General features: G+C 65.8%; 21 protein-coding genes, 1 tRNA gene, 1 pseudogene and 1 riboswitch. Of the genes and pseudogenes, 16 read left to right on the forward strand and 7 right to left on the reverse strand.

The annotated features are described in order from the left end of the window. Positions 1-2: 2 nt before the first annotated feature. Together AC1DR6_RS10260 and AC1DR6_RS10265 are read left to right on the forward strand one after the other, a co-directional pair. Positions 3-902, forward strand: coding sequence for an ABC transporter permease (locus AC1DR6_RS10260; RefSeq protein ID WP_476829374.1), 900 nt, complete (start codon positions 3-5; stop codon positions 900-902). Positions 903-950: 48 nt separating this feature from the next. Continuing rightward, on the forward strand, positions 951-3,392 hold the full coding sequence (locus AC1DR6_RS10265; RefSeq protein ID WP_476829121.1) for a M14 family zinc carboxypeptidase: 2,442 nt from the start codon (positions 951-953) through the stop codon (positions 3,390-3,392). A 233-nt stretch (positions 3,393-3,625) separates the two neighbouring features. Here AC1DR6_RS10265 and AC1DR6_RS10270 read toward each other — a convergent pair whose 3' ends face one another. From AC1DR6_RS10270 to AC1DR6_RS10280, 3 genes and pseudogenes are all read right to left on the reverse strand, one after another. Then, positions 3,626-4,462 (reverse strand): alpha/beta fold hydrolase, encoded by an 837-nt coding sequence (locus AC1DR6_RS10270; RefSeq protein WP_476829122.1) that lies wholly within the window; start codon positions 4,460-4,462, stop codon positions 3,626-3,628. A 60-nt stretch (positions 4,463-4,522) separates the two neighbouring features. Beyond that, a pseudogene (locus tag AC1DR6_RS10275) lies at positions 4,523-4,704 on the reverse strand (hydrolase); the annotation flags it as partial. Positions 4,705-4,951: 247 nt separating this feature from the next. Then, a tRNA-Ser gene (locus AC1DR6_RS10280) sits at positions 4,952-5,042 on the reverse strand. Between the two features lie 302 nt (positions 5,043-5,344). Next, a riboswitch (TPP riboswitch) is annotated at positions 5,345-5,446 on the forward strand. A gap of 56 nt (positions 5,447-5,502) precedes the next feature. On the opposite strand from AC1DR6_RS10280, the gene thiO reads away from it, so the two are divergent. From thiO to AC1DR6_RS10300, 4 genes are all read left to right on the forward strand, one after another. Next, a complete protein-coding gene (gene thiO / locus AC1DR6_RS10285; RefSeq protein WP_476829123.1) occupies positions 5,503-6,522 on the forward strand; it encodes a glycine oxidase ThiO in 1,020 nt (339 codons plus the stop codon). Next, complete coding sequence (gene thiS, locus AC1DR6_RS10290) at positions 6,506-6,703, forward strand: sulfur carrier protein ThiS (RefSeq protein WP_476829124.1); 198 nt, start codon at positions 6,506-6,508, stop codon at positions 6,701-6,703. The genes thiO and thiS overlap by 17 nt, the downstream gene beginning before the upstream one ends. A gap of 1 nt (position 6,704) precedes the next feature. Continuing rightward, positions 6,705-7,478: a thiazole synthase gene (locus tag AC1DR6_RS10295; RefSeq protein WP_476829125.1), complete on the forward strand. Its 774-nt coding sequence runs from the start codon at positions 6,705-6,707 to the stop codon at positions 7,476-7,478. A 73-nt stretch (positions 7,479-7,551) separates the two neighbouring features. Further along, the gene (locus AC1DR6_RS10300) at positions 7,552-8,175 is read left to right on the forward strand and encodes a thiamine phosphate synthase (protein WP_476829126.1); all 624 of its coding nucleotides are present in this window, start codon (positions 7,552-7,554) and stop codon (positions 8,173-8,175) included. 132 nt (positions 8,176-8,307) lie between these two features. Here AC1DR6_RS10300 and AC1DR6_RS10305 read toward each other — a convergent pair whose 3' ends face one another. Next, on the reverse strand, positions 8,308-8,622 hold the full coding sequence (locus AC1DR6_RS10305; protein WP_476829127.1) for an Rdx family protein: 315 nt from the start codon (positions 8,620-8,622) through the stop codon (positions 8,308-8,310). 118 nt (positions 8,623-8,740) lie between these two features. Continuing rightward, a complete protein-coding gene (locus tag AC1DR6_RS10310; RefSeq protein WP_476829128.1) occupies positions 8,741-9,559 on the reverse strand; it encodes an IclR family transcriptional regulator in 819 nt (272 codons plus the stop codon). Positions 9,560-9,731: 172 nt separating this feature from the next. Here AC1DR6_RS10310 and AC1DR6_RS10315 point away from each other — a divergent pair, with 172 nt between their 5' ends. Genes AC1DR6_RS10315 through AC1DR6_RS10345 form a run of 7 tightly spaced genes read left to right on the forward strand, consistent with a single transcriptional unit; the run spans position 9,732 to position 16,351 of the window. Next, the gene (locus AC1DR6_RS10315) at positions 9,732-10,790 is read left to right on the forward strand and encodes an ABC transporter ATP-binding protein (RefSeq protein ID WP_476829129.1); all 1,059 of its coding nucleotides are present in this window, start codon (positions 9,732-9,734) and stop codon (positions 10,788-10,790) included. Beyond that, positions 10,787-11,641, forward strand: coding sequence for an ABC transporter permease (locus tag AC1DR6_RS10320; protein ID WP_476829130.1), 855 nt, complete (start codon positions 10,787-10,789; stop codon positions 11,639-11,641). Before AC1DR6_RS10315 ends, AC1DR6_RS10320 begins: the two co-directional genes overlap by 4 nt. 4 nt (positions 11,642-11,645) lie before the next feature. After that, the gene (locus tag AC1DR6_RS10325; RefSeq protein ID WP_476829131.1) at positions 11,646-12,440 is read left to right on the forward strand and encodes an ABC transporter permease; all 795 of its coding nucleotides are present in this window, start codon (positions 11,646-11,648) and stop codon (positions 12,438-12,440) included. A 5-nt stretch (positions 12,441-12,445) separates the two neighbouring features. Then, positions 12,446-12,736 (forward strand): (2Fe-2S)-binding protein, encoded by a 291-nt coding sequence (locus tag AC1DR6_RS10330; RefSeq protein ID WP_476829132.1) that lies wholly within the window; start codon positions 12,446-12,448, stop codon positions 12,734-12,736. Next, positions 12,733-14,124 (forward strand): FAD/NAD(P)-dependent oxidoreductase, encoded by a 1,392-nt coding sequence (locus AC1DR6_RS10335; protein WP_476829133.1) that lies wholly within the window; start codon positions 12,733-12,735, stop codon positions 14,122-14,124. The genes AC1DR6_RS10330 and AC1DR6_RS10335 overlap by 4 nt, the downstream gene beginning before the upstream one ends. Then, positions 14,121-15,302 (forward strand): NAD(P)/FAD-dependent oxidoreductase, encoded by a 1,182-nt coding sequence (locus AC1DR6_RS10340; protein ID WP_476829134.1) that lies wholly within the window; start codon positions 14,121-14,123, stop codon positions 15,300-15,302. The genes AC1DR6_RS10335 and AC1DR6_RS10340 overlap by 4 nt, the downstream gene beginning before the upstream one ends. After that, complete coding sequence (locus tag AC1DR6_RS10345; protein ID WP_476829135.1) at positions 15,299-16,351, forward strand: extracellular solute-binding protein; 1,053 nt, start codon at positions 15,299-15,301, stop codon at positions 16,349-16,351. Before AC1DR6_RS10340 ends, AC1DR6_RS10345 begins: the two co-directional genes overlap by 4 nt. Before the next feature lie 248 nt (positions 16,352-16,599). Here the strand turns inward: AC1DR6_RS10345 and AC1DR6_RS10350 are convergent, their stop codons facing one another. Continuing rightward, positions 16,600-18,093 (reverse strand): carboxypeptidase M32, encoded by a 1,494-nt coding sequence (locus AC1DR6_RS10350; protein WP_476829136.1) that lies wholly within the window; start codon positions 18,091-18,093, stop codon positions 16,600-16,602. A gap of 197 nt (positions 18,094-18,290) precedes the next feature. Beyond that, a complete protein-coding gene (locus AC1DR6_RS10355) occupies positions 18,291-19,382 on the reverse strand; it encodes an NADH:flavin oxidoreductase/NADH oxidase (RefSeq protein WP_476829137.1) in 1,092 nt (363 codons plus the stop codon). Positions 19,383-19,647: 265 nt separating this feature from the next. On the opposite strand from AC1DR6_RS10355, the gene AC1DR6_RS10360 reads away from it, so the two are divergent. Genes AC1DR6_RS10360 through AC1DR6_RS10370 form a run of 3 tightly spaced genes read left to right on the forward strand, consistent with a single transcriptional unit; the run spans position 19,648 to position 24,463 of the window. Next, on the forward strand, positions 19,648-20,127 hold the full coding sequence (locus AC1DR6_RS10360; RefSeq protein ID WP_476829138.1) for a MarR family winged helix-turn-helix transcriptional regulator: 480 nt from the start codon (positions 19,648-19,650) through the stop codon (positions 20,125-20,127). Between the two features lie 14 nt (positions 20,128-20,141). Then, a complete protein-coding gene (locus tag AC1DR6_RS10365; RefSeq protein WP_476829139.1) occupies positions 20,142-21,335 on the forward strand; it encodes an efflux RND transporter periplasmic adaptor subunit in 1,194 nt (397 codons plus the stop codon). Beyond that, positions 21,332-24,463, forward strand: coding sequence for an efflux RND transporter permease subunit (locus AC1DR6_RS10370; RefSeq protein WP_476829140.1), 3,132 nt, complete (start codon positions 21,332-21,334; stop codon positions 24,461-24,463). Before AC1DR6_RS10365 ends, AC1DR6_RS10370 begins: the two co-directional genes overlap by 4 nt. The last annotated feature ends 62 nt before the right edge of the window (positions 24,464-24,525 follow it).

Genomic DNA, 24,525 nt, shown 5'->3' on the forward strand with positions numbered 1-24,525 from the left:
CGATGATCGCAACCTCTCACGCCGTGGTGCCGGAGACGCCGCTGCGGCGATTCTGGCGGGCCTTCCGATCCTCGCCGACCGCGATGGTCGGCCTGGCCGTGCTCGTCTGCATCGTCTTGCTAGCCCTTTTCGCTCCATTGATCGCGCCGCAGAACCCCTACGACCTGATGCAGCTGGACATCATGGATGGCCGGCTGGAGCCGGGCGCCAAATCGCCGACCGGGATGGTCTACTGGCTCGGTACCGACGATCAGGGCCGCGACATGCTTTCCGGCATCCTCTACGGCCTGCGCATCTCGCTCGGCGTCGGTTTCGCCTCGGCGATCGCCGCCGCCGCGATCGGCGCTACTCTGGGCCTGGTCGCGGCCTATGTCGGCGGCAAGCTCGAGGCCGCGCTGATGCGGCTCGTTGACCTGCAGCTCTCATTTCCGACGATCCTGATCGCGCTGATGATCCTGGCCTTCCTCGGCAAGGGCATCGTCAATGTCGTGCTGGCGCTCATCATCGTCGAATGGGCGACCTATGCCCGCACCGCCCGCGCCAGCGCTTTGGTCGAGAAGCGCAAGGAATATGTCGAGGCCGCGCTTGCGATGGGCGCGTCCCCGACCCGCATCCTGTTCCGCCACCTGCTGCCGAATTGCCTGCCGCCGCTGATGGTCATCGTCACCGTGCAGGTGGCGCGGGCAATCGCGCTGGAGGCGACCCTGTCCTTCCTCGGCCTCGGCGTGCCCGTGACGGAGCCTAGCCTCGGGCTGCTCATCGCCAATGGCTATCAGTACATGCTCTCCGGCAAGTTCTGGATCAGCTTCTACCCGGGCCTCGCCTTGCTCGTGACCGTGGTCGCGATCAACCTCGTCGGCGATCACCTGCGAGATGTGCTGAACCCGCGCCGGCAAAGCTGACGCCGAGCGGTCAGCGAAGACCGCCACGATCTGTCTGGGGATTGAGATATGCCTGCTGCGGTTCCGAGCCCGAAGGATTTCCTCGGCTTCGACATCTGCTCCGATTTCCATCTGGCAGGTTATGAACGGCTGCGCGCCTATTGGCGCGCACTGGCCGATGCCTCGCCGCGCCTGAAAATCATCGAGATCGGCACCACCTCGGATGGCCTGCCGCATGAGTTCGCGCTCGTTTCCAGCGAGGCGAATATGGGCCGGCTGGACGAGATTTTGGCGCACGCACGCGCCATCGCCTATCCGGATGCGGACGCTGCCTGCAAATCCGCGTTGGTCGATGGCCCGGCGGTCGTCTATCTGGGCGCGGGCGTCCACACCAGCGAGGTCGTGACCTCGGAATCGCTGTTTGAACTGTCCTACCGGCTATGCCTGCCGGCGGATGGAGAAATCGAACAGTGGCTGCGCGACATCGTCGTCGTGATCGGGCACGGGAATCCCGACGGCCACGAATATGCGGCGCGGAACTATATGAAACCGGCCAAACCGTCGGATCGCGCCGTCGAGCTTCGCAGTGTCTTACCGCTGATGAAGCCGGCCTATTCGGGGTCGGACAACAACCGCGACTTTCTCGCCGCCCGGCTGCCTGAGACGCGCAGCATCAACCGCGTGCTCTATGGGACCTGCTGCCCGCAGGTCATTCTCGATGCACACCAGACCGGCCCGCTCGGCGTGGCGATGTATCTGCCGCCCTATAAGGAACCGCTCAGCCCCGGCGTCGACGCAAGCCTCGTCACGATGACCAGCGAGATCGGGCTGTCGCTACATGGCCGGCTGCTGGGCGAGGGAAAAGCCGGCAGCTATTACGGGCAGGTCGCCGAATACCAGCAATGGGCCTTCGGGATGCTTCCGTGCCCGCTGCACAACGTGGTCACCTTCCACACCGAAGTGATCGGCACGCCGCATCCGCAACGCATCCCCGTCGTCGTCGACAAGCAGCTTCCTCAAATGGCCCTGCCGCGCCCGATCGAGCCGCGGATATGGCATGCCAGGGATGGGCTCGCCTACCAGATGACCGCCTATTTCGGCGTTCTCGATTGGGTCTGCCGGAACCGCGACCGTCTGTTGGCGACGGTCCTCGCGGCGAACCGGGCGTCGATCATGGCCGGGACACAGCCTTCCTGGACGACGCAGTCAGATGCCGTCGAAGCGATGGCTGCGGCGAGCGCGGCCGCCGGCGGGCCCGGCATCCTCGACGAGCATGACCGCGCTGCCGGCGTGACGACCGGCAATCTGCGTGGTGGCACCATGGTGCGTCGCGACATCTTCGACGCAATCCTGCGCGCGCCCGCACGGCGCGATGCTATCGCCTATATTCTGCCTCAGGCCGGAAACGACAGCCGGTCCCTGGCGGATTTCTGCGAAGCTTTGGCGTCGAACGGCGTTGCGCTCGGGAGCACGACAGTTGCCGTCACGGTCGATAACAAGGACCTTCCGCCCGGCTCGGTGATCGTCAGCGCCGCGCAGAGCAAGCGCGGCATCATCTGGAATGCCTTCGAGCCGCAATTCTATCCGGTTTCGTTTGCGCTGTCGGAGGGCGGGTCGCCTGCCCAATACGGTGCCGGCCAGACGCTCACCTTGCAGATGGGACTGAGCTTCCGTCGCATCCGCGATGGCGTGGTGCCCGCAGCTGTACCGCTTGATCCGCGATCGCTGAGGCAAACCTCCGACGCGGCGAGATCCGCAATGCCCGATAAGATCTCCGCCGTCACTGTCGGGATCGTCGATGTCTTCGGTGGATTGTCTAACGCCGGCTGGACACGCTGGCTGCTCGATCGGGAGGGCATCGCACACCAAACGCTATTCCCGCGCGATCTGACGCAGGCAGATCGGCTGCGAAACGTGGACGTCTTGCTGATCCCGGACGGTCGCGCGCCTGTCGGCTTTCATCCGCCCGCAGCCGGACAACACTTTCCAGACCCGCCGCTCGCCCATGTCGACCCGGCTTGCCACCACATGGTCGGTTCCATCGGCCCCGAGGCGATCGAGAAGGTATCAATCTTCGCCAAGGCAGGCGGGTCAGTCATTCTGGTCGGTTCCGCGACCGAATGGCTCACGCCGCTTCGATCATCTGTCAGGCCGCGGAGCTTTGCCTCGCCCGAAGGGCAGGCGAGGCCGATGTTCGGCAAGTCCATCATGCGGGCCACGACGCATATCCATCCCCTGACGGAGGGGCTTGCGAAAACCTTGAACGTCACTTTCATCGGCCGTTGTTTCGAGCCTGGGGGGGCGGAACCGCTCGCCAGCTTCACGGATCCGACCAGCCTCCTTAGTGGGCTGGCGATGGGCCAGGAACGTCTTCAGGGCGCGGTTCTTGCCGTTCGAGAACCCTATGGCGAGGGTTGTCTCGTCTCCTTCGCTTTCGACCCGGTCAGCCGTGGCCAAAGCAGCAACACGTTCGGACTGCTTATCAACGCTATACGGGAAGTGGCGCCGTGAATCGTGACGTCGAAACCGATCGAGGCCGGCATGGCCGGCAGCAGTGGCGGGCCCAGCGGCGCGATATCGTTCGCGCCGGATACAACCCTGCCGCCTAGTAGGGTCAGCACGCTTTCGATGTCCTGGATCTCATCTTCGGGCACCGAGATGTAGTCGCGGTCGAGTACGACGAGGTCGGCATCCGGGTTGCGATGAAGGGCGCGAGACAGCCGACGGGGCTGCCTCGCCAGGGCTCAGCTCTTGATGAAGGCGAGCAGGTCGGGATTGATCACATCGGCATGGGTGGTCAGCATCCCGTGCGGATAGCCCTGATAGACCTTGAGCGTGCCGTTCCTGAGCAGCTTGATCGATTTCAGCGCGGCATTGGCGATCGGGACGACCTGGTCGTCGTCGCCATGCAGGACCAGCGTCGGCACCGTGATCGCCTTGAGATCTTCGCTCTGGTCGGTCTCCGAGAAGGCCTTGATGCCGTCGAAATGGGCCTTGGCGCTGCCCATCATGCCCTGACGCCACCAATTCTGGATCACGCCCTGAGAGACCGTCGCCCCCTCGCGGTTGAAGCCGTAGAACGGGCCTGCGGCGACGTCCTGAAACAGCTGTGCCCGCATTTCGGCTGTGCCCTTGCGAAAGCCGTCGAAGACTTCGAGCGGTACGCCATCCGTATTCGTGGCGGTCTTGAGCATCAGAGGCGGAACGGCGCTGACCAGCACCGCCTTGGCGACGCGGCCGGCGGGCTGCCCGTGTTTCGCAACGTAGCGGGCGACCTCGCCGCCGCCGGTCGAGTGGCCGATATGGACGGCGTTCCTGAGATCGAGATGCTCGACCACGGTGAAGGCGTCTGCCGCATAGTGATCCATATCATGGCCGTCGCTGACCTGTGCCGAGCGGCCGTGGCCGCGCCGGTCATGGGCCACGACGCGATAGCCGTTCTGGAGAAAGAACAGCATCTGCGTGTCCCAGTCGTCGGCCGACAGGGGCCAGCCGTGATGGAAGACGATCGGCTGCGCGTTCTTCGGACCCCAGTCCTTGAAGAAGATGGCAACGCCGTCCTTGGTCGTGATGGTGGGCATGCTGGCAATCCTGAGTTGGAGGCATCTGGAGCCGGTCGGGCAGGAAACGGCGATCGCCGATCAGTGCCTTTCGAAGGCGCCGAACATCATCTTAGCGTAACTGATGCCGAGGCCGTAGGCGCCGCCGACGGTCCTGGTGATCCCGCCAGTCATCTCATAGGTCGCGGTGCGGGCCCAGGCGCGTTGCAATTTGGCAGATATTGCAGCGAGGTCATCGGGCGAGCGCCGGCCTGGATCATCCGCTGCGCCATCTGCGATGGAAGTCGATCATGATCAGCGTGTGATCGTGAGGAGTCAGCAGGCCCATGCCTGGGATTGTCGACTGTGACGGAGGCTCCTGGCGCGATTCGGATGTGCGTTGCCACGCTAAAGGCGTGCCCGGCTAGCCAGGCGGCCCTCATGCTGGGTTATCTGCTGGAGTGGCAGCGGATGTAACCAGCATCTTCGATCGTTGATTAAGCAATCGAAGCAAACGCTTATGGGGGCGAGTGGCGGAGACGGAGGGATTCGAACCCTCGATACCCTTGTGGGGTATGCTCATTTAGCAAACGAGTGCCTTCAGCCTCTCGGCCACGTCTCCGGCGAGAGGTCTATGCCTGATCGCGCCCGCCTTTGACAAGCCTCGGCCGTCATTTTCGGCGGAGAAATCCCATCGTCGTCATGGCGGCGGCGTGAAGCGTCATTTTCCGTCAATTAGGGCGTGCAAGCGTGGGAAAGGCCGGCGGAGCGGTCCAGGGAAGGTTTCTAGGCAAGGCCCGAGGCGCCCGACCTTCTCGACCGGCGGGCTGCGCGGTGCTCGACCGCGCAGCCCGTACGCCGCACCGATCATTGTCGGAAAGCGCGCCATTGGCTTGCCGTGCGCGAGCCCCGCACCTAGATTGAGTTCGTCCGTTGGGGTGCCGCGAGGCTGAGAGACGCGATTGGCGTCAACCCATCGAACCTGATCCGGGTCATGCCGGCGAAGGGAACGGTCTTCCGCTGCAGGGCTCTGCATCGCGCCTTAAGGCCGCTGTCTTCTCGGCTTCCATGAAGGAATGCGCGTGTCCTCGACGAAGTCAGGAAGCCTTCAAGTCGCGATCGTCGGCGCCGGCGTCGTCGGCCTGGCTTGCGCGGTCGAGCTGCTCGAACGGGGCGCGAGCGTGACGGTGCACGAGCGCGGCTCCCGCATCGGAGCCGAAGCCTGCTCCTGGTTCGCCGGTGGCATGCTGGCGCCCTGGTGCGAAGGGGAGAGCGCCGAGGAGCCGGTCGTGCGGCTCGGGCAGGAGGCGGCGGGCTGGTGGGCGCGACACACCGATGAGGTGGTCAGCCAGGGCACGCTGGTCGTCGCGCCGAGCAGGGATCGTTCCGAACTGCGCCGCTTCGGCCAGCGCACGGATCGCTTTGTCGAGATCGACGCCGAGGCCGTCGCCGCGCTGGAGCCCGATCTGGCCGGCCGCTTCTCGCGAGCGCTGTTCTTCGGCGACGAGGCGCATCTCGATCCGCGCCGAGCGATCGCCTCTCTCGGCGCCAAGGTGCTGGCCAAAGGTGGGGAGATCCGGTTCGGGAGCCAGGTCGAGCCGGTCGACGTCGAGGCCGAGGCGGTTCTCGACTGTCGCGGCCTGGCGGCGCGCGAGACACTCCGGGATCTGCGGGGCGTGAAGGGCGAGATGCTGGTTCTGAAAAGTGACGAGATTTCGCTCGCGCGGCCGGTCCGGCTGCTGCATCCGCGCATCCCGCTCTATATCGTGCCGCGTCGCGGCGGACATTTCATGGTCGGCGCGACGATGATCGAGAGCGGCGCTCGGAAGCGCATCTCGGCCCGTTCGATGCTTGAACTGCTCGGCGCGGCGTATGCGCTGCACCCGGCTTTCGCGGAGGCCGAGATTGTCGAGATCGGCACCGACGCGCGCCCCGCTTTCCCCGACAACCTGCCGCGTCTGGTGCGCCGGGGGAAGGTGCTCCATGTCAACGGGCTTTACCGCCACGGCTTCCTGCTGAGCCCCGCCATGGCGCGGATGGCGGCGGATGCCGTGCTGCACCCGCAAACCAGATCGGAGATGCTGCATGACCTTGCTGCTTAACGGCGCGCCGCAGCAGGTCGCCGCGACGACGCTGGCGGAGGCTCTGGCGGAATTGGGTTATGCCGGCCGGATCGTCGCGACCGCCGTCAATGGTGACTTCGTGCCGGCGCGCAAGCGGGGCGAGATCGCGCTGAGCGAAGGCGATCGCATCGAAGTCGTCGCACCGATGCAGGGGGGCTGAGATGGCATCGTTCTACGGCTTCGAGCCGCAAAATCCGCTGTTCCTCGGCACGGCGCTCTACCCTTCGCCGGCGATCCTGGCCGAGGCCGTGAAGCGCTCGGGCGCCGAAATCGTCACGGTGTCGCTGCGGCGGGAATCGGCCGGGGGCGGGGCGGGACAGGCCTTCTGGGGCTTGATCCGCGAGCTCGGCGTCAAGGTGCTGCCCAACACGGCCGGCTGCCATACGGTCAAGGAGGCGGTGACGACCGCACAGATGGCGCGCGAGGTCTTCGATACCGACTGGATCAAGCTCGAAGTCATCGGCGAGGACGACACCCTGCAGCCCGATGTGATCGCGCTGGTCGAGGCCGCGCGCGTCCTCAGCGACGACGGCTTCAAGGTCTTTCCCTATACGACAGAGGATCTCGTCGTCGGCGGGCGTCTACTCGATGCCGGCTGCAAGGTGTTGATGCCCTGGGGCGCGCCGATCGGCTCGGGACGCGGGCTGAACAACCCCTATGGCCTGCGCAGCATGCGCCAGCATTTTCCGGGCATCCCGCTCGTGGTCGATGCCGGCATCGGCCTGCCGTCCCATGCCGCCCAGGCGATCGAGATGGGTTATGACGGCATCCTGCTCAACACTGCCGTCGCCAAGGCAGGGGACCCGGCGGCGATGGCAGAGGCCTTTGCGCTTGCCATCCGCGCCGGCAGGCTCGCTTTCGAGGCCCAGCCGATGGAAGCCCGCGACATGGCCGCGCCCTCGACCCCGGTGATGGGCAAGGCGTTCCTCGCCTGAAAATGTCTTTCCCTGCTTGAAGATCGCCTGCCTTGCTTGAAAATACCTGCCTCGCTTGAGAGAAGCCGCCGCTATGACGCTTGATCCGTTCTACCCGATCTTCGACAGCGCCGACTGGATCGCGCGGATGCTGCCGCTCGGCATGAAGCTGGTGCAGCTGCGGGTGAAGGATAGGCCGGAACAGGAGGTCGCTCGCGAGATCGCCCGCGCCAGAACCCTCTGTGCCGAGGCCGGCTGCGTGCTGGTGGTCAACGACTATTGGAAGCTCGCGATCGAGGAAGGCTGCGACTGGCTTCACCTCGGCCAGGAGGATCTCGACACCGCCGATCTCGCGGCCATCCGCAAGGCCGGCCTGAAACTCGGCATCAGCAGCCATGATGAGGCTGAACTGGAACGGGCGCTCGCGCTCGAGCCGGACTATGTGGCGCTGGGGCCGATCTATGCGACGATCCTCAAGACGATGCGCTTCGGTCCGCAAGGGCTGGAGCGATTGGGAGAGTGGAAACGCCGGATCGGCGATCTGCCGCTGGTGGGGATCGGAGGCGTATCGCTGGAGCGTGCGCCCGGTGTTTTCGAGGCCGGCGCGGACATCGTCGCGGCGGTGACGGACATTACCTTGAACGCCGATCCTAAGGCGCGGTTTAGCGCGTGGGTCGCTGCGACGCGGCAGTACGTAAACGTCCGAACAGCGGCATGAGACATCGCGTCATGCCGTCATTGCGAGGAGCGTAGCGACGAAGCAATCCAGGGGGAGCCGGGCGATGCGTTTAGCCCAGTCCCCTGGATTGCTTCGCTGCGCTCGCAATGACGATATGGCGAGCAGTCGCTCTCAACTCTCCGCCTCCGCGCTCATCACATGCCCGTCGACATGGCCGAGGCTGCGTTCGGGGTCGAGCCGGTCGCGGACGCGCTGCTTCAGCACCTTCGAATCCGGGAAGCCGCCGTCGACCTTGCGGTCCCAGATCATCTCGCCCTCATAGGTGATCTGGAAGATGCCGCCTGTACGCGGGATCAGGGCGACTTCGCCAAGATCCTGCCCGAAGGTCGAGAGCAGCTCCTGCCCGAGCCAGGCGGAGCGCAGCATCCAGTTGCACATCGAACAATAGGTGATGGCGATGCGCGGGGCGGGCTTGGCTTCGGTCATGTTCGGTTACCGTTCAGAGGCGGGGCCGACCGTCATCACGGTTTCGACGCCACGAGACAAGCGGTTCGGCGACATGCCCGGTCCGCGCAACCCTCGTGAAGGTCCTACGCCTGTCCGCTCAGTTCGCCGCCGTGCTGAGGCTGCGCGAGGGATAGCGCAGGGCGACATCGAACGGGTTGAGCGCTGCTCCTAGCACGCGTGCCTCGTTCGATAGCATCGCGACCACGTTCGGCAGCCGGTCTTCCCGCAGCCGTTCCGCCAGCGTGCCGACGCTGAGCGCCGCCACGACCCGGCCCTGCGCATCGAAGATCGGCACGGCGACGCCGGCCATGCCGGGAATGAGACCTGTGTTGAGGTTGACCCAACCCTGCGCGCGGGCCGCCGCGATGGCGCTGCGCAAGGCAGCCTCGTCGAAAAAGCCACGGTCGAGCAGGCGCGGCATGTTGAACCGGATCACGGCTTCGCGCTCGGCCTCCGGCAGGTGCGCCAACATGGCGAGGCTGCCCTGTCCGATGCCGAGCGGCACCTTGCCGCCGATATCGCCGGTGAAGGAGCGGATCGGAAAGGGGCCTTCGATGCGGTCGAGACAGACCGCGTCATAGCCATTGCGCACGAGCAGGAAGATCGTGTCGCTCAGCGTCGCCGAAAGCCGCAGCAGGGCCGGGCGCGCCAGCTCGCGCAAGCCCCCGGCCTGGCCGGCCTTGGCCGCGATCACGAAGAAATCCAGCGCCAGACGGTAGCGCTTACCCCCGGCGGCCTGCTCGACGAAGCCCTCGGCCATGAGGTCGCGGAGCGCGCGGTGGCCAGTCGGCTGGCTGCATCCAGCCGCTTCCGCGATGTCTTTCAAACGCATGCCAGAAGCGTCGCCTGCCGCGATGATACGTAGCAGACCGAGCGCGCGACGAGTGGAGGAGAGGAGATCGATCCTGGCTGACATCTTGAAACAAGACGTAGCATCGGGCTTAAAAATTCTACAGAGAGAAATTCTGGCGAATGAAATTCTCCGTCGCGGAATTGAAGATTGACGAATTTGTGTCGGTCGCCTCTCCTTTCATTCCATCGCAGTTCGGCTTTCCAGAGACGCGGGAAGCCCGCCGATCGAGGTGTTGATGGGCTTCCTCACGCTGCACTCCCTGAGCAAGGTCTTCGGCGACTTCACCGCCGTACGCGACGTCGATCTCAGCGTCGCCAAGGGTGAGTTCGTCTCGCTGCTGGGCCCCTCCGGATGCGGCAAGACCACGACGTTGCAGATGATCGCCGGGCTGGTCGAGCCCTCGGGTGGCAAGATCACCTTGGATGGGCGAGACATCACCCGCGAGGCGCCGAGCCGGCGCGGGCTGGGTATCGTCTTCCAGAGCTATGCGCTCTTCCCGCATATGACGGTGGCGCAGAACGTCGCCTTCGGGCTGGAAATGCGCAAGATCGCCAGGGCGGAGCGGGACCGGCGCGTCAAGGAGATGCTCGGGCTGGTCCATCTCGCGGCCTTTGCCGAGCGCTATCCGCGCCAGCTCTCGGGCGGACAGCGCCAGCGCGTCGCGATTGCGCGTGCGCTCGTTATCACGCCGCCGGTGCTCCTGCTCGACGAGCCGCTGTCGAACCTCGACGCCAAGCTCCGCGAGGAGATGCAGTTCGAGCTGCGCCGCATCCAGCGCAGCGTCGGCACCACCACCATCATGGTCACGCACGACCAGGCCGAGGCGCTTTCGATCAGCGACCGCGTCGTCGTGATGGAGCAGGGGCGCATGACGCAGGTCGACGCGCCCTATCGGCTCTATGAGCGCCCGGCCACCGCCTTCATCTCGTCCTTCGTCGGCAAGATGAACCGCATTGACGCACTCTGGCGTGGGGGACGCGCCGAGATCGCAGGGCTTGGTCTGCCGGCCGAGGCGGCCGGTGCGCTGCCGGAAGGCGCCGGCGTGACCGTGGCGGTCAGGCCCGAGAAGATCGTGCTCGGCGCACCTGGGCAGGGCCTTTTCGACGGCACCGTGACGAACCGCTTCTTCTTCGGCAGCTATTGGCTGTTCAACGTCGAGACGCTGGCTGGGGCCGTTCTGGTCTCTGTCCCGAACCACGGCGCCGAGCCGGTCGCGGAAGGCGCTGCGGTTTCGCTGGCCTGGCCGATGGAGAGCGCGACCGTCGAGGCGGCTGCGACCGGAGCCTCCGCATGAGCGCGCGGCGGACGCTGACACCCTGGTTCCTCGTATCGCCGGCGACGCTGCTCTTCCTCGGGCTGGTCGTGCTGCCGCTGGTGCTGACGGTGGTCCTGTCCTTCCACGCCTATGACCACACCACCGGCATCCAGGACAGCTTCACCGCCGGGAACTACTGGCGCGTCTTCAGCGACGACTACTACCTGTCGATCTTTTTGCGCACGCTGCGCGTCGCGCTGCTGACGACGTTGATCTGCGCCGCGATCGGCGCGCCGGAAGCCTATGTCCTTTCGCGCATGGGCGATCCCTGGCGGTCCGTCTTCCTGCTGGTCATCATCGGCCCGCTGCTGGTCTCGGTCGTGGTCCGCGCCTTCGGCTGGAGCATGCTGCTGGGCTCGACCGGCCTGATCAACCAGACCTTGCGCGCGCTCGGCTTCGACAGCGTGCGCCTGCTCTACACCGAGACCGCGATCGTGATCGCGCTGGTCCACGTGATGCTGCCCTTCATGGTCATTTCGGTCTGGACCGCGCTGCAGAAGCTCGATCCGGCGGTCGAGGCGGCGGCGCTGACGCTCGGCGCCTCGCGCTTCACGGCGCTGCGGCGGATCGTCATGCCGCAGGTCTCGCTCGGCCTTTTGTCCGGCAGCCTGATCGTCTTCGGCCTCTCGGCCAGCGCCTTTGCCATCCCAGGCCTGCTCGGCGGCAGGCGTTTGAAGATGGCGGCGACCGTCGTCTACGACGAGTACATGTCCGAGCTGAACTGGCCGCTCGGCGCCACGATCGCGATCATCGTGTTGGCTGCCAATCTCATCATCATGCTGGGCTACAACCGTCTCGTCGAGACGCGCGCCCGCCGGGCTCTGGGCTGACGCCATGCAGAAGAACGGCCCTGTCGCACTCCTCTTCCACAGCCTCGTCGTCGCCTTCGTGCTGGCGCCTCTCGTCGTGGTCTGCCTCGTGGCGTTCACGCCGGAGAACACGCTCTCGATCCCGACGACCAGCTTCTCGCTGCGCTGGTTCAAGGCGATCTTTGCCCATCCCGATTTCGTGCCCTCCTTCTACAACAGCCTGTGGCTGGCGACATTCTCCGCGACGATCGCGATCCTGCTGGCGGTGCCGGCCGCACTCGCCATCGATCGTTACGATTTCCCCGGCCGCGCCGCGCTGAACGGGCTCTTCCTCTCGCCGCTAATCATCCCGCATCTGGTGCTCGGCGTGGCGTTCCTGCGGCTTTTCGCGCTCGCCGGCGCGACCGGCTCCTTCGCATGGCTGGTCGTCAGCCACGTCATCATCGTCACGCCCTATGTGATGCGTCTCGTCATGGCGGCCTTCACCGGCATGGACCGCAGCGCCGAACAGGCGGCGATGACGCTGGGAGCTTCGCATTGGACGGTGTTCCGGCGCATCACCGCGCCGATGATCCTGCCCGGTATCACCGGCGGCTGGCTGCTGGCCTTCATCAACAGCTTCGACGAGCTCACCATGTCGATCTTCGTGACGTCGCCGCAGACGGTGACGCTGCCGGTGCGGATGTACATGTACGCGACCGAATCGATCGATCCGATGATGGCGGCGGTCTCGGCCTTGATGATCGCGCTGACGGCCGGCGCCATGCTGGTGCTCGACCGCGCCTTCGGCCTCGACAAGATCCTCGTCGGCGAGAAGTGACGCCGATGCCGTTGCTCCACCGCATCGCCCGTCAGGATCATCCGGCCATCGCCTTCACGCTCGACGGCGCTCCTTGCGAAGGCCGGACCGGCGACACGCTGCTGAGCGCGATCCTCAATCGTAAAGAGGCCTTGCGCCGCACCGAGTTCACGGGCGAGCCACGCGCCGGTTTCTGCCAGATGGGTGCCTGTCAGGATTGCTGGGTGCGGACCGAAGCCGGCGAAAGCCTGCGTGCCTGCACCACGCCGCTCGTGGGCGGCATGCGGATCGTCACCGGCACGGGGCGGACTTCGTGAGCACCCGTCCGCAGCCTCTGATCGTCGGCGCCGGCCCGGCCGGCATCCGCGCCGCAGAGGCGCTTGTGGCCGGAGGTTTGCGCCCGCTCGTCGTCGACGAGGCCGTGGCCTGCGGCGGCCAGATTTATCGTCAACGGCTTGCCGAGGATGGTCGCTCGACGAAACAGCTCTATGGCTCCGAGGCGAGCAAGGCGGAGCGTTTGCACGCCGACTTCGCCGCGCTCGATGGGCGCATCGACTATTGGCCGCAGGCGCTGCTCTGGAACCTGCGCGACGGCACCGCTGATTTCGCGGTCGGAGGCGCCACGAGACGGGTCGCCTATGACGGGCTCATCCTTGCCACAGGCGCGACCGATCGCGTCCTGCCCGTTCCCGGTTGGACGCTGCCCGGCGTGTTCACGCTGGGTGGTTCGCAGGTCGCGCTCAAGGCACAGGGTTGCGCCATCGGAAGCCGTGTGGTCTTCACCGGCTCCGGCCCGCTGCTCTATCTCGTCGCCTGGCAATACATGAAGGCCGGCGTCGAGGTCGCGGCGGTGCTCGATTCTGCGCCTGCCGCCGCGAAGCTCAACCTGCTGAAGGCGCTCCCGCTCGATCCGGCAGTCGTGCTGCGCGGCGTGCGTTTCGTCGCGGAGCTGCGCCTGCGCGGTGTCGCGATCCGGACGGGGATCGAGGACCTGCGGTTCGACGGTGAGGGCAAGGTGTCGGGCGTCGCCTGGCGCGAGGGCAAGCAGGAGCGGCGCCTTGCCTGCGACGGCGTCGGCTATGGGCTCGCGCTCCGCTCGGAGACGCAGCTCGCCGACCTCGCCGGCTGCGCTTTCGCGTTCGATCGGCGCGACCGGGCCTGGCTGCCGATGCGCGATCCAGCCGGGCGAACCTCCGTGGCAAATGTCTATCTCGCAGGCGACGGAGCAGGCATCGCCGGGGCCGATGCGGCCGAGCGAGCTGGCGAGCGGGCCGCGCTGGCCTTGCTGGCGGATCGCGGCTTGCGCATCGACATAGCCCGCGCCGCGGCGCTCGAAGCCGAGCTGGCCCGTATCGGCCGCCAGCGCAGCGTGCTCGAAGCCGCCTTCCCGTTTCCCGCGCATTGGGCAGGGGCGATCGACGATGCCACCACGCTCTGCCGCTGCGAGGAGATCACGGCCGGTAGCGTGCGTGAAGCCATCGGCCGCTTCGACATCGGCGAGATCAACCGCCTGAAGGCGGTCAGCCGGGTCGGCATGGGCCGCTGCCAAGGGAGAATTTGCGCGACGGCCTCGGCCGAGGTTCTGGCGGCCGTGACCGGCAAGCCGGTCGAAACGGTCGGGCGCTTGCGGGCTCAGGCCCCGGTGAAGCCGATCCCGCTTGCGATGCAGTTTGCCGGCACGAAGGTGCCTGAGGCGGCCGAGTGAGCCGGCCTCTCGACATCGATGTCGCCATTGTCGGCGGCGGGCTGGTCGGATCGTCGGCCGCGCTGTTCCTGCGCGGGATGGGCTTCAGCGTGGCGCTGCTCGACAAGGGCTTCTGCGGCGCGCAGGCCAGCGGCGTGAACTATGGTGGCGTGCGCCGGCAGGCGCGCCCGCGCGAGCAGTTGCCGCTGTCGCAGCGCGCCCACGCGATCTGGCCCCGGCTGAAAGAGCTGGTCGGCATCGACGGCGAGTTCCTGCGGTCCGGCCATCTCAAGCTCGCTCGCAGCGAAGCCGAGATGGCGGCGCTGGAAGCCTACGCCGCCGATATCGCCGATCAGGGACTCGACCTTGAGCTGATCAGCCATAACGGGCTGCGCGAGCGTTTTCCGTGGATCGAGGCCGGCATCGTCGGCGCCTCACTTTGCGCCGGAGACGGGCACGCCAATCCGCGCCTCGTTTCGGCCGGCTTCGCCAGCGCCGCGCGGCGTGCGGGCGCGCATGTGCTGGAAAACACTCCGGTCACCGGCCTGACACGCAACGGCGCAGGTTTCGCCCTCGAAGCGGGCAACGGCATCAGCCTGAAGGCCCGTTTCGTCGTCAACAGTGCCGGCGCCTGGGCCGGGCGCTTCGCGGCGGATTTCGATGAGCCCGTGCCGCTATCCCGCATCTATCCGTCGATCATCGTCACCGAGCCGATGCCTCCGGTCATGACCGTCAATATCGGCATGGAAGGCGGCGGCATCTATGCCCGCCAGGTCGAGCGCGGAAACTGCGTCGTCGGCGGGGAACGCGGCCTGCCACTGGATGATGGCGACTTCTCCCGCCCAAGTGGCGAGGGCGCACTGGCGATCATGAATCGCACCGCGCAGATGTTTCCGGCCTTGCGCCACGCGCAGGCAATCCGCTTCTGGACGGGGACAGAGGCTGCGATGCCGGACCGCAATCCCGTCATCGGCTTCAGCGGCACGACGCCCGGTCTGCTCCACGCCTTCGGGTTCACCGGCGCCGGCTTCCAGATCGCGCCAGGTGTCGGCGAAGTCCTGGCCGAGCTGATCCGCGACGGCCGCACCTCCACGCCGATCGAGGCCTTTTCGATCGATCGTTTCCGTATCGACCGCACCAGCCACGGCTCGGGTGCGGGTTCGCTGTCAGAGCCGCAAAACAGGGGAATTCCATCATGAGCATTCGTCGCAACGTCCTGGCGGGCAGCGTCGCCGCCCTCGCGCTGGCCACTGCCGGCAGCGCCTTCGCCCAGAGCAAGACGCTTTATGTCGGCATGAACGGCGGCAACTACGAGCGCACCTTCACCCAGGCCGTCTTCCCGGACTTCGAGAAAGCCAACGACGTCAAGGTCGTGGTCGTGCCCGGCACCTCTTCGGACATTCTGGCCAAGGCGATCGCGGCCAAGGACAAGCCGCAGATGCATCTGATGTTTCTCGATGACGGCGTGATGGTCCGCGCCATCGGTGCCGGCCTTTGCGAGGCGGTCAAGCCCGGCCCCGAGCTGGCGGATCTGGCGCCCGGTACGCGCATGAAGGACGACAAGGCCATCGGCGTCGACCTCGGCATGACCGGCATCGCCTACAACAAGAAGATGTTCGACGAGAAGGGCTGGGCCGCCCCGACCTCGTGGATGGATTTCGCCGACCCGAAATTCAAGGACAAGGTCGTCTTCCAGTCGGCCTCGGCGTCGTCCTTCGGCCTGCATGCCTTTCTGATGTTCAACCGCATCCAGGGCGGCAGCGAGGCCAATGTCGAGCCGGGCTTCACCAAGTTCCGCGACACCATCGGCAAGAACGTCATCGAGTTCATCCCGAACTCCGCCAAGATCTCGGAGATGGTGCAGACGGGCGATGCCGCGATCTTTCCGCTCACGCCGACCGCTGTCGCGGCTTTGCAGGAAAAGGGCATCCCGGTCGAATACGCCCAGCCCAAGGAAGGCTCGGTCGTGCTGATGGTGGCGCAATGCGTCATCGCCAACAACAGCGAGCCCGTTCTGTCGCAGAAGCTCGCCGTCTATCTGCTTTCGCCGGAGGCGCAGTCCAAGGCGCTGGCCGCGGGCAACATCGTGCCCTCGAACACCAAGGCGAAGGCCGCGACCCCCCAGGCCGAGAAGAAGCTCGAGGCCTTTCAGACCTATATGAAGACGGCGGTGACGCTGGATTGGGACGCGATCAACGCCAAGCGCCCGGATTGGAACAGCCGCTGGAACAAGATGATCGAGCGCTGAGCGCACCGATCGTAAAAAGGAAAATGGCCGGCCCGAAAAGGCCGGCCATTTTCGTCTCAACGGATTCGCGTGCCGCCTCAGCCGGTCTGCTCAAGACTTTGACAGGAATCGGAAAAACGGTGGCGTCATTCTCGGGCGAAGCGCAGACCCGAGAATATCTCGCAGTAAGAGGCTGGCCGCTTGTCACGTCATGCTGGGGTCAAGCCCCAGCATGACGGCGGCTGCCGGAGGCTATCCCGGTACCGCCCTCATACCTCGTCGATGTAACGCCGGCGTAGATGCGCCTTGAACACGCTCGCATCCAGCGGCCGGCCGGTGGCCTCGGTCAGCAAGTCGTCGGTCGAGAGCAGCGATCCCTTGCCGTGGATGTTGGCCCGCAACCAGCCGACCAGCGGAGCGAAGTCGCCCTTGCCGATGCCGGGCAGGATTCCGGGCTCGGCCCGGCAGGCGGCGTAGAAGATTTGCGCCGCCGTCATCGCGCCCAGCGTATAGGTCGGAAAATAACCCCAGCCTCCTGAGGGCCAGTGGATGTCCTGCAGGCAGCCGAGCCGGTCGTTCGGCACGGTGACGCCGAGCAGGCTTTTCATGCCGTCGTTCCAGGCGCCGGGGAGATCGGCCAGCGCCATGTCGCCGGCGATCAGCGCCTTCTCCAGGCGGTAGCGCAGGATGACATGGGCGGGGTAGGTCACCTCGTCGGCATCGACGCGGATGAAGCCGGGCTCGACGCGGGTATACCGGCGCCACATCGCCTCCGGCTCCCAGGCCGGGCCGGAGCCACCAAAGCTCTCGCTCATCAGTGGCGTTGCGAATTCGAGAAATTGGCGCGTGCGGCAGGCCTGCATCTCCATCAGCAGGGACTGGCTCTCATGGATGCTCATGCCGCGCGCCGCGCCGACCGGCTGCGAAAGATGCGCTTGAGGCCGGCCCTGCTCGTAGAGCGCGTGGCCGGTCTCGTGCAGCACTCCCATCAGCGCCTTGGTGAAATCGGCCTCGTCGTAGCGCGTGGTGATGCGGACATCGTTGTCGGCGCCGCCGCAGAACGGATGCGTCGAGATATCGAGCCGCCCGCGCTCGAAATCGTAGCCCAAGGCCGTCATCAAACGCAGGCCGAGCGTACGCTGGATGTCGGTCGGGAAGGGGCCGCCGAGAGCCTCCTGCGCCGGACGCCGCGCCTGCACGGCGATCGCCTCCTGCGTGAAGCCGGGCAGGAACGCAGCGAGATCGTCGAACAGCGTATCGATCTTTGCCGCGCTGCCGCCGGGTTCATAGTCGTTCAGGAGTGCGTCATAAGGCGAGAGCCCGAGCTTTCCGCCCTTGGCGGCGCCGATCTGCCGCTGCAGATTCAGCACCTCGGCGAGCGAGGGCAGCAGCCCAGCGAAATCCGCATCGGCCCGCGCCTGTCGCCAGCGCATCTCGCAGGCCGAGACGGCCTTGCTCGCCGCTTCGACGAGGTCGGCCGGCAGCGCGGTCTCGACCGTCCAGACCCGCCGGATCTCGCGGAGATTGGCGCTTTCCCACTCGCCGAGCGAGGCATCGCCGTCCGCCTCGCCCAGCCAGTCACCGATGCGGGCATCCGTCACCATGCCGTGTCGCAGCACATGCAGCAGCGCCGTGCTCTCGGCCCGCGTCTCCGCTGCGCCCTTGGGCATCATCACGTCGCTGTCCCATTGCAGGATGCCGACGGCGTTGGAGAGGGCGGCGATGCGACCGAAATGGGCGGTGAGATCGGAGTAGGCGGTCATGATGCTCTCTGTCGAATTGCGCTTTCCAGTGGACCCGCTTCGACCGCTGCGCACAAGAGCCTGCAACGGCCGGCTTCCTCCGTCATTGCAAGGAGCTTCAGCGACGAAGCAATCCATTGGCGGCAGAACTCTGCGTCCCCCTGGATTGCTTCGCTGCGCTCGCAATGACGACCGAGGTCGCCTCGCGGAGACCGAAATCAGGCAAACAGCTTCGAATACTGCCGCGGCTGTGAGCGCAGATACTGATTCGGCGCCTTGACGGTGGCGCCGAGCGCCGCAGCCGCATGCCAGGGCCAGCGCGGATCGTAGAGGATGCCGCGCGCCATACCGATCATGTCGGCTTCCCCGGTGCTGACGATCGCCTCGGCCTGTTCCGGCTCCGTAATGAGGCCGACCGCGATGGTCGGCAGGCCGCTGGCCTCCTTCACCGCGCGTGCCATCGGCACTTGATAGCTCGGCCCGACGGGGATCGTCTGCTTGGCAGAGAGGCCGCCGCCGGAGACGTGGATGAAGTCCGCGCCCCGTGCCTTGGTCTCCTTCGCGAAGGCGATGCTCTGCGCGATGTCCCAGCCGCCCTCGACCCAGTCTGTTCCCGAGATGCGAAAGCCGACAGGGAAGCCGGCCGGCACCACGGCCTTGACCGCGTCGAGCACCTGCAACGGAAACCGCATGCGGTTTTCAAGCGAGCCGCCGAATGCGTCCCTCCGCTTGTTGGAAATCGGCGAAAGGAACTGGTGCATCAGATAGCCATGGGCGCCGTGAAGCTCGATCGCGGCAAAACCGAGCCTGACGCTGCGGCGCGCGGCCTCGGCGAAGGCCTCGACCAGCCGGGCGATGTCGTCCGTCGTCAGGGCGCGCGGCGGGCGCGGATAGGTCTCGAAACCGACCTCGGACGGACCGTGCACCTGCCAGCCATCCTCCTCCGGGCCGAGCTGGCCGCCGCCCGTCCAGGGCTTCGCGGTCGAGGCCTTGCGGCCGGCATGGGCGAGCTGGATCCCGATCGGCATGTCCGACCAGCGCCGCACCGAACCGAGCACCTTCGCCAGCGCCGCCTCGTTCTCATCAGACCAGAGACCGAGATCGGCCGGACTGATGCGCCCGTCCGGCTCGACGGCCGTGGCTTCGATGATGAGAAGTCCGGCGCCCGACAAGGCGAGCTGGCCCAGATGGATTGTGTGCCAGTCGCTGGCATTGCCGTTTTCGGCGGAATATTGGCACATCGGAGCGATGACGATGCGGTTGGCGAGCGAAAGATTGCCGAGTTGATAGGGGCTGAAAAGCTGGCTCATGGAAAATCCTGGGCTGAAAGAAAGGCGCCGGCCTGCGGCTTCGCTCCCAATCTAGGGATGCCATGGTGCGCTGCGCCAGAGCGCTTCACGCAAATGAGCTGCGCTGCACATGCAAGGTCAGCTGGATCGTCCCGGCACTTCCAATATCCGGCTCGAAAGGCGGCGCTGACGCGCTCGCGAAAAAGTTCCCTCGCAGTTGCAAAATATCAACTGCAAAACGCCATAATCGCGCATACTATAAGCAGGCTTACAAACGGAGCTTGTGATGCGGCGGCCCTTGCGGCGGGAATTCATCTTTCAGATGGTCGAAACGGCGCGGCTGATGCGAAATCACGTCGACCAGCGCGCTCGCGAGCATGGAACGACGCGCGCCCAATGGGGTGTGCTCTCCCGTTTGCGCCGGCAGGAGGGGCTCAACCAGGCGGCCTTGGCCGATCAGATGGATTTGCAGCCGATTTCGCTGGCGCGTCTGCTCGACAGGCTGCAGGCGCAAGACTTGATCGAGCGGCGGGCGGATCCGACCGATCGACGCGCCTATCGGCTTTTTCTCACGCCTGACGGGCACAAGCTCGTGAACGACCTCGATGGGGTGCGCACGCAGATCGCCGACGAGGTCCTCGCGGATGCTTCCGACGATGATCTGGCCGCGGCACTCGATTTGCTTGCGATGGTCCGTGAATCCACCCGCGCCCAGCGCGATGACGACAAGAACCAGGCACCGGCTGCGGCCGGCTATGCAGCCTGAACGGTGAGGACAAGATGAAGCGTTCAGGCATTCTGGTCAGCGTTCTGGTGCTGGCGGCCGTAGCCGGCGGCGTCTGGTATACCCGCTTTCGGGCGCCGGAGGGCGAGCACGCCGCCAGCGGTAATCGCGGGCAGGGCGGGGCGGTCGCGATCGTCGCGGCTGCGGCGGTCCAGGTGGATTTCCCGGTGCGCAAGCACGCGATCGGGTTCGTCGAGACGCCGGCGAGCGTTCTGGTCAAGTCGCGCATCGACAGCCAGATCCTGCAGCAGCAGGTCAAGGACGGCCAGTTCGTCAAGGCCGGCGACCTGCTTTTCGTTCTCGATGACCGCGACGTGAAGGCGCAGATCGCCAAGGACGAGGCGATGCTGGCCAAGGACGAGGCGACCCATACCCGTAACCTCGCCGACCTCGATCGCTACAAGCAGCTCTTTTCGCGCAATGTCGGCACCCAGACGCAGGTCGATCAGGCGACGGCCGACGAGAAAATCTCCACCGCCAGCATCCAGGCCGACCACGCCACCCTCGACGCCGACCGGCTCAAGCTGAGCTATACGCGGATCACCGCCCCCATCGACGGCCGCGTCGGGGCGGTGATGGTGACGCCGGGCAACCTCGTCAGCGCCAACAGCAACAACAGCAGCACGGGCCTGCTGACCATCACGCAGATGAAGCCGCTGCGCGTCACCTTCGCCATGCCGGAAAGCGACCTGCCGACCCTGCAGACGGCGCTTGCCGCATCCGAGCCCGTGCCGGTGACGGCCCATGTGCCCGGTGCCGACCGCACGCCGACCGACGGCAAGCTCAACTTCGTCGATTCCACCGTCGACATGACCTCGGGCACGATCACCGCCAAGGCCGCCTTCGCCAATGACGACCTCGCGCTTTGGCCCGGCCAATATGTCGATGTCGAGATCGTCCCGCATGTCTTGCAGGGTGCCGTCGTCGTGCCGACCGTCGCGGTGCAGACTGGCCAGAAAGGCCCCTATGTCTTCGTCGTGAAGAAGGATTCCAGCGTCGATCTGCGTGAGATCAAGGTCGCGCTGACCGATGGCGACAAGACCGCGATCACCGAGGGCGTCTCGGCCGGCGAGCGCGTCGTCACCGACGGCCAGATGCGCCTGAAGCAGGGCACCAAGGTTCGTGAGCGCGAAGTCTCGACCGACAAGGCGCCGCAGTCGACGCCGGTCGCACAGGAGGGCCGCTCGTGAGCATTTCCTCCTTCTGCATCAAGCACCCCGTCGCCACGATCCTGATGTCGGCCTCGTTGGTGCTGGCTGGCCTGTTCGCCTATCGCTTCCTGCCGGTCGCGGCGCTGCCGCGCGCTGAATTCCCGGTCGTCAACGTCTCCGCTCAGCTGCCGGGCGCGTCTCCCGATACGATGGCGACATCGGTCGCAACGCCGCTGATCAAGCAGTTCGCCACCATCGCCGGCATCGATTCGATCTCGACCTCGAACTCGCTGGGCTCGACCTCGATCGCGATCCAGTTCGTACTGAACCGCGATATCGACGCGGCGGCCGCCGACGTGCAGGCGGCCATCGCACGCACGCTGCGGCAGCTCCCGCTCGAAATGACGACGCCGCCGAGCTACCGCAAAGTGAACCCGGCCGATGCGCCGATCATCCTGCTCGCACTCAAGAGCGATGTCGTTCCGCTCTCGCAGCTCGACGCCTTCGCCCAGCAGGTCATCTCGCCCGCGCTCTCGACAGTCGATGGCGTCGCGCAGGTGCTGATCTGGGGCAGCCAGAAATATGCCGTCCGCATTCAGATCGACCCGACGGCGCTGGCCGCGCGCGGCATCGGCGTGGACGAACTCCAGGCCGCGATCACCGCGACGAACGCCAACACGCCGGTCGGCACCATCCAGAACAATGCCCAGCAGCTGACGATCCAGGCCAATACCCAGCTCGCCAATGCCAGGCAGTTCGCGAACACGATCGTGACCACGCGCTCGGGCAAGCCGGTGCGGCTTGGCGATGTCGCGAAGGTCATCGATTCCGTCGAGAACACGCAGACCCGCAGCCAGTATGACGGCATCCCGGCGATCGTGCTCGCCGTGCAGCGCCAGCCCGACGCCAACACCGTCGAGGTGGTGGACCGGGTCAAGGCGATGATCCCCGCCTTCGAGGATCAGCTGCCCGGCGCGGCCTCGCTCTCGCTGCTGAACGACCGCTCGAACTCGATCCGCCAGGCCGTCGACGATGTGCAGTTTACGCTGCTGCTCACCGTCGGCCTCGTGGTGATGGTGATCTTCGCTTTCCTGCGCCGCTTCGCCGCAACCTTCATCCCGGCCGTGGCCGTGCCGATCTCGATCATTGCGACTCTCGCGGTGATGTATGCGCTGAGCTTCTCGATCGACAACATCTCTTTGCTGGGTCTGACGCTCTCGGTCGGGCTCGTCGTCGATGACGCCATCGTCATGCTCGAGAACATTGTCCGCCACATGGAGGAGGATGGGCTTTCGGCCTATGAAGCCGCGCTGAAAGGCTCCAGCGAGATCGGCTTCACCATCGTTTCGATCTCGCTGTCACTGGTCGCGGTGTTCATCCCCGTGCTGCTGATGGGCGGCGTGATCGGCCGCATCTTCAACGAGTTCGCGATCGTGGTGACGGTCTCGATCCTGGCCTCGGCCTTCGTCTCGCTGACGCTGACGCCGATGCTGTGTTCGCGCCTGCTCTCCGGCTATTCCGAGCACCATCAGGAAAACATCTTTGGCCGCGTGCTCGAGCGCGGCTTCGACGCGGTCCTGCGCGGCTATGACCGTGGGCTCGCCTTCTGCCTGCGCGTCCAGCCGTTGATGCTGCTGGCTTTCTTCGCCACCATGGCGGGCACCGTCTATCTCATGCAGACGACGCCGAAGGGCTTCTTTCCGCAGGAGGATATCGGTCAGCTCTCCGTCTCGACCGAAGCGCGGCAGGATGTGTCTTTCCCCGCGATGCTGAAGCTGCAGAACGAGGTTGCCGACGTTTTCCGCAGATCGCCCTATGTCGCCCATGTCGCGTCGTCAGTCGGCAGCAACGGCAACGCAGGCGCTCTCAATGCAGGCCGCCTCTTCGTCGAGCTGAAGCCGCTCGATCAGCGTCCCGCGCTCCCGGCCGTGCTGTCCTCGCTCCGGCGGGATCTCGGCCAGGTCGCCGGCATCAACGCCTACATGACGCCGGTCCAGAACCTTCAGATCGGCGCGCGTTCGTCAAAGAGCCAATATCAGCTCGTTGTCCAGAGCCTCGACGCAGCCCAGATGAACGATTGGGCGGTCAAGCTCGCCGAGGCGATGACGCAGGACCGTTCGGCCTTCCTCGACGTCAACACCGACCTGCAGAACAACGCGCTGCAGGCCACCATCGCGGTCGACAAGGACAAGGCCGACCAGCTCGGCATCGGCACCGACGTGCTGCGCTCGACGCTGTATTCGGGCTTCGGCGTGCGCCAGGTCTCGACGATCTACACCACCGGCGACAGCTATCAGGTCGTCGTCGAGTTCAATCCCAATGACCAGTGGACGCCGGAGCGGCTGAACGCGATCCGCGTCCGCACCAAGAGCGGTACGCTCGTGCCGCTGGGCGCGGTGGCGCGCATTCAGCGCACGGCGGGTCAGCTTACGGTCAATCAGCTCGGCCAGCTCCCGGCCGTGACGATCTCGTACAACCTGCCGGCGGGCGTCGCGCTCGGCGACAGCGTCAACCACATCGACGCGATCAAGGAGCGCATCGGCCTGCCGAAGTCGATCACGACGACGCTCGCCGGCACGGCCAAGACCTTCCAGGATTCTCTGGCAAACCAGGGCCTCCTGATCGCCGGTGCGATCCTGACGATCTACATCGTGCTTGGCATCCTCTACGAAAGCTTCATCCACCCGCTGACCATCCTCACCGGTCTGCCTTCGGCGGCGATCGGCGCGCTGGGAGCGCTGCGGCTCTTCAACATGGACCTTTCGGTCATCGCGATCATCGGACTTCTGATGCTGATCGGCATCGTCAAGAAGAACGCGATCATGATGATCGACGTCGCGCTGGTGCTTCAACGCGAGGGCATGCCGGCCAAGGAGGCGATCCACAAGGCCTGCGTGATGCGGTTCAGGCCGATCATCATGACGACGCTCGCGGCGCTGATGGGCACGCTGCCGATCGCGCTCGGCGCCGGCGCCAGCGCCGAGCTTCGCCAGCCGCTCGGCATCGTCGTCGTCGGCGGCCTGATGATCTCTCAGGTGCTGACGCTCTTCATCACCCCTGTCCTGTTCCTCTACATGGACAGGCTCCAGACAGGGTTGGGAAAGCTGGGCGGCTATCTCTTCGGTAAGAAGCAAGCCCACCCCGCGCCGCTGCATCCGGCGGAGTGAGCGGCGTAAGACAAACGCGTTTTCGTCATGGCCGGGCTCGTCCCGGCCATCCACGTCTTCGC

This window comes from Allobosea sp. P5_A5 (assembly GCF_056400625.1).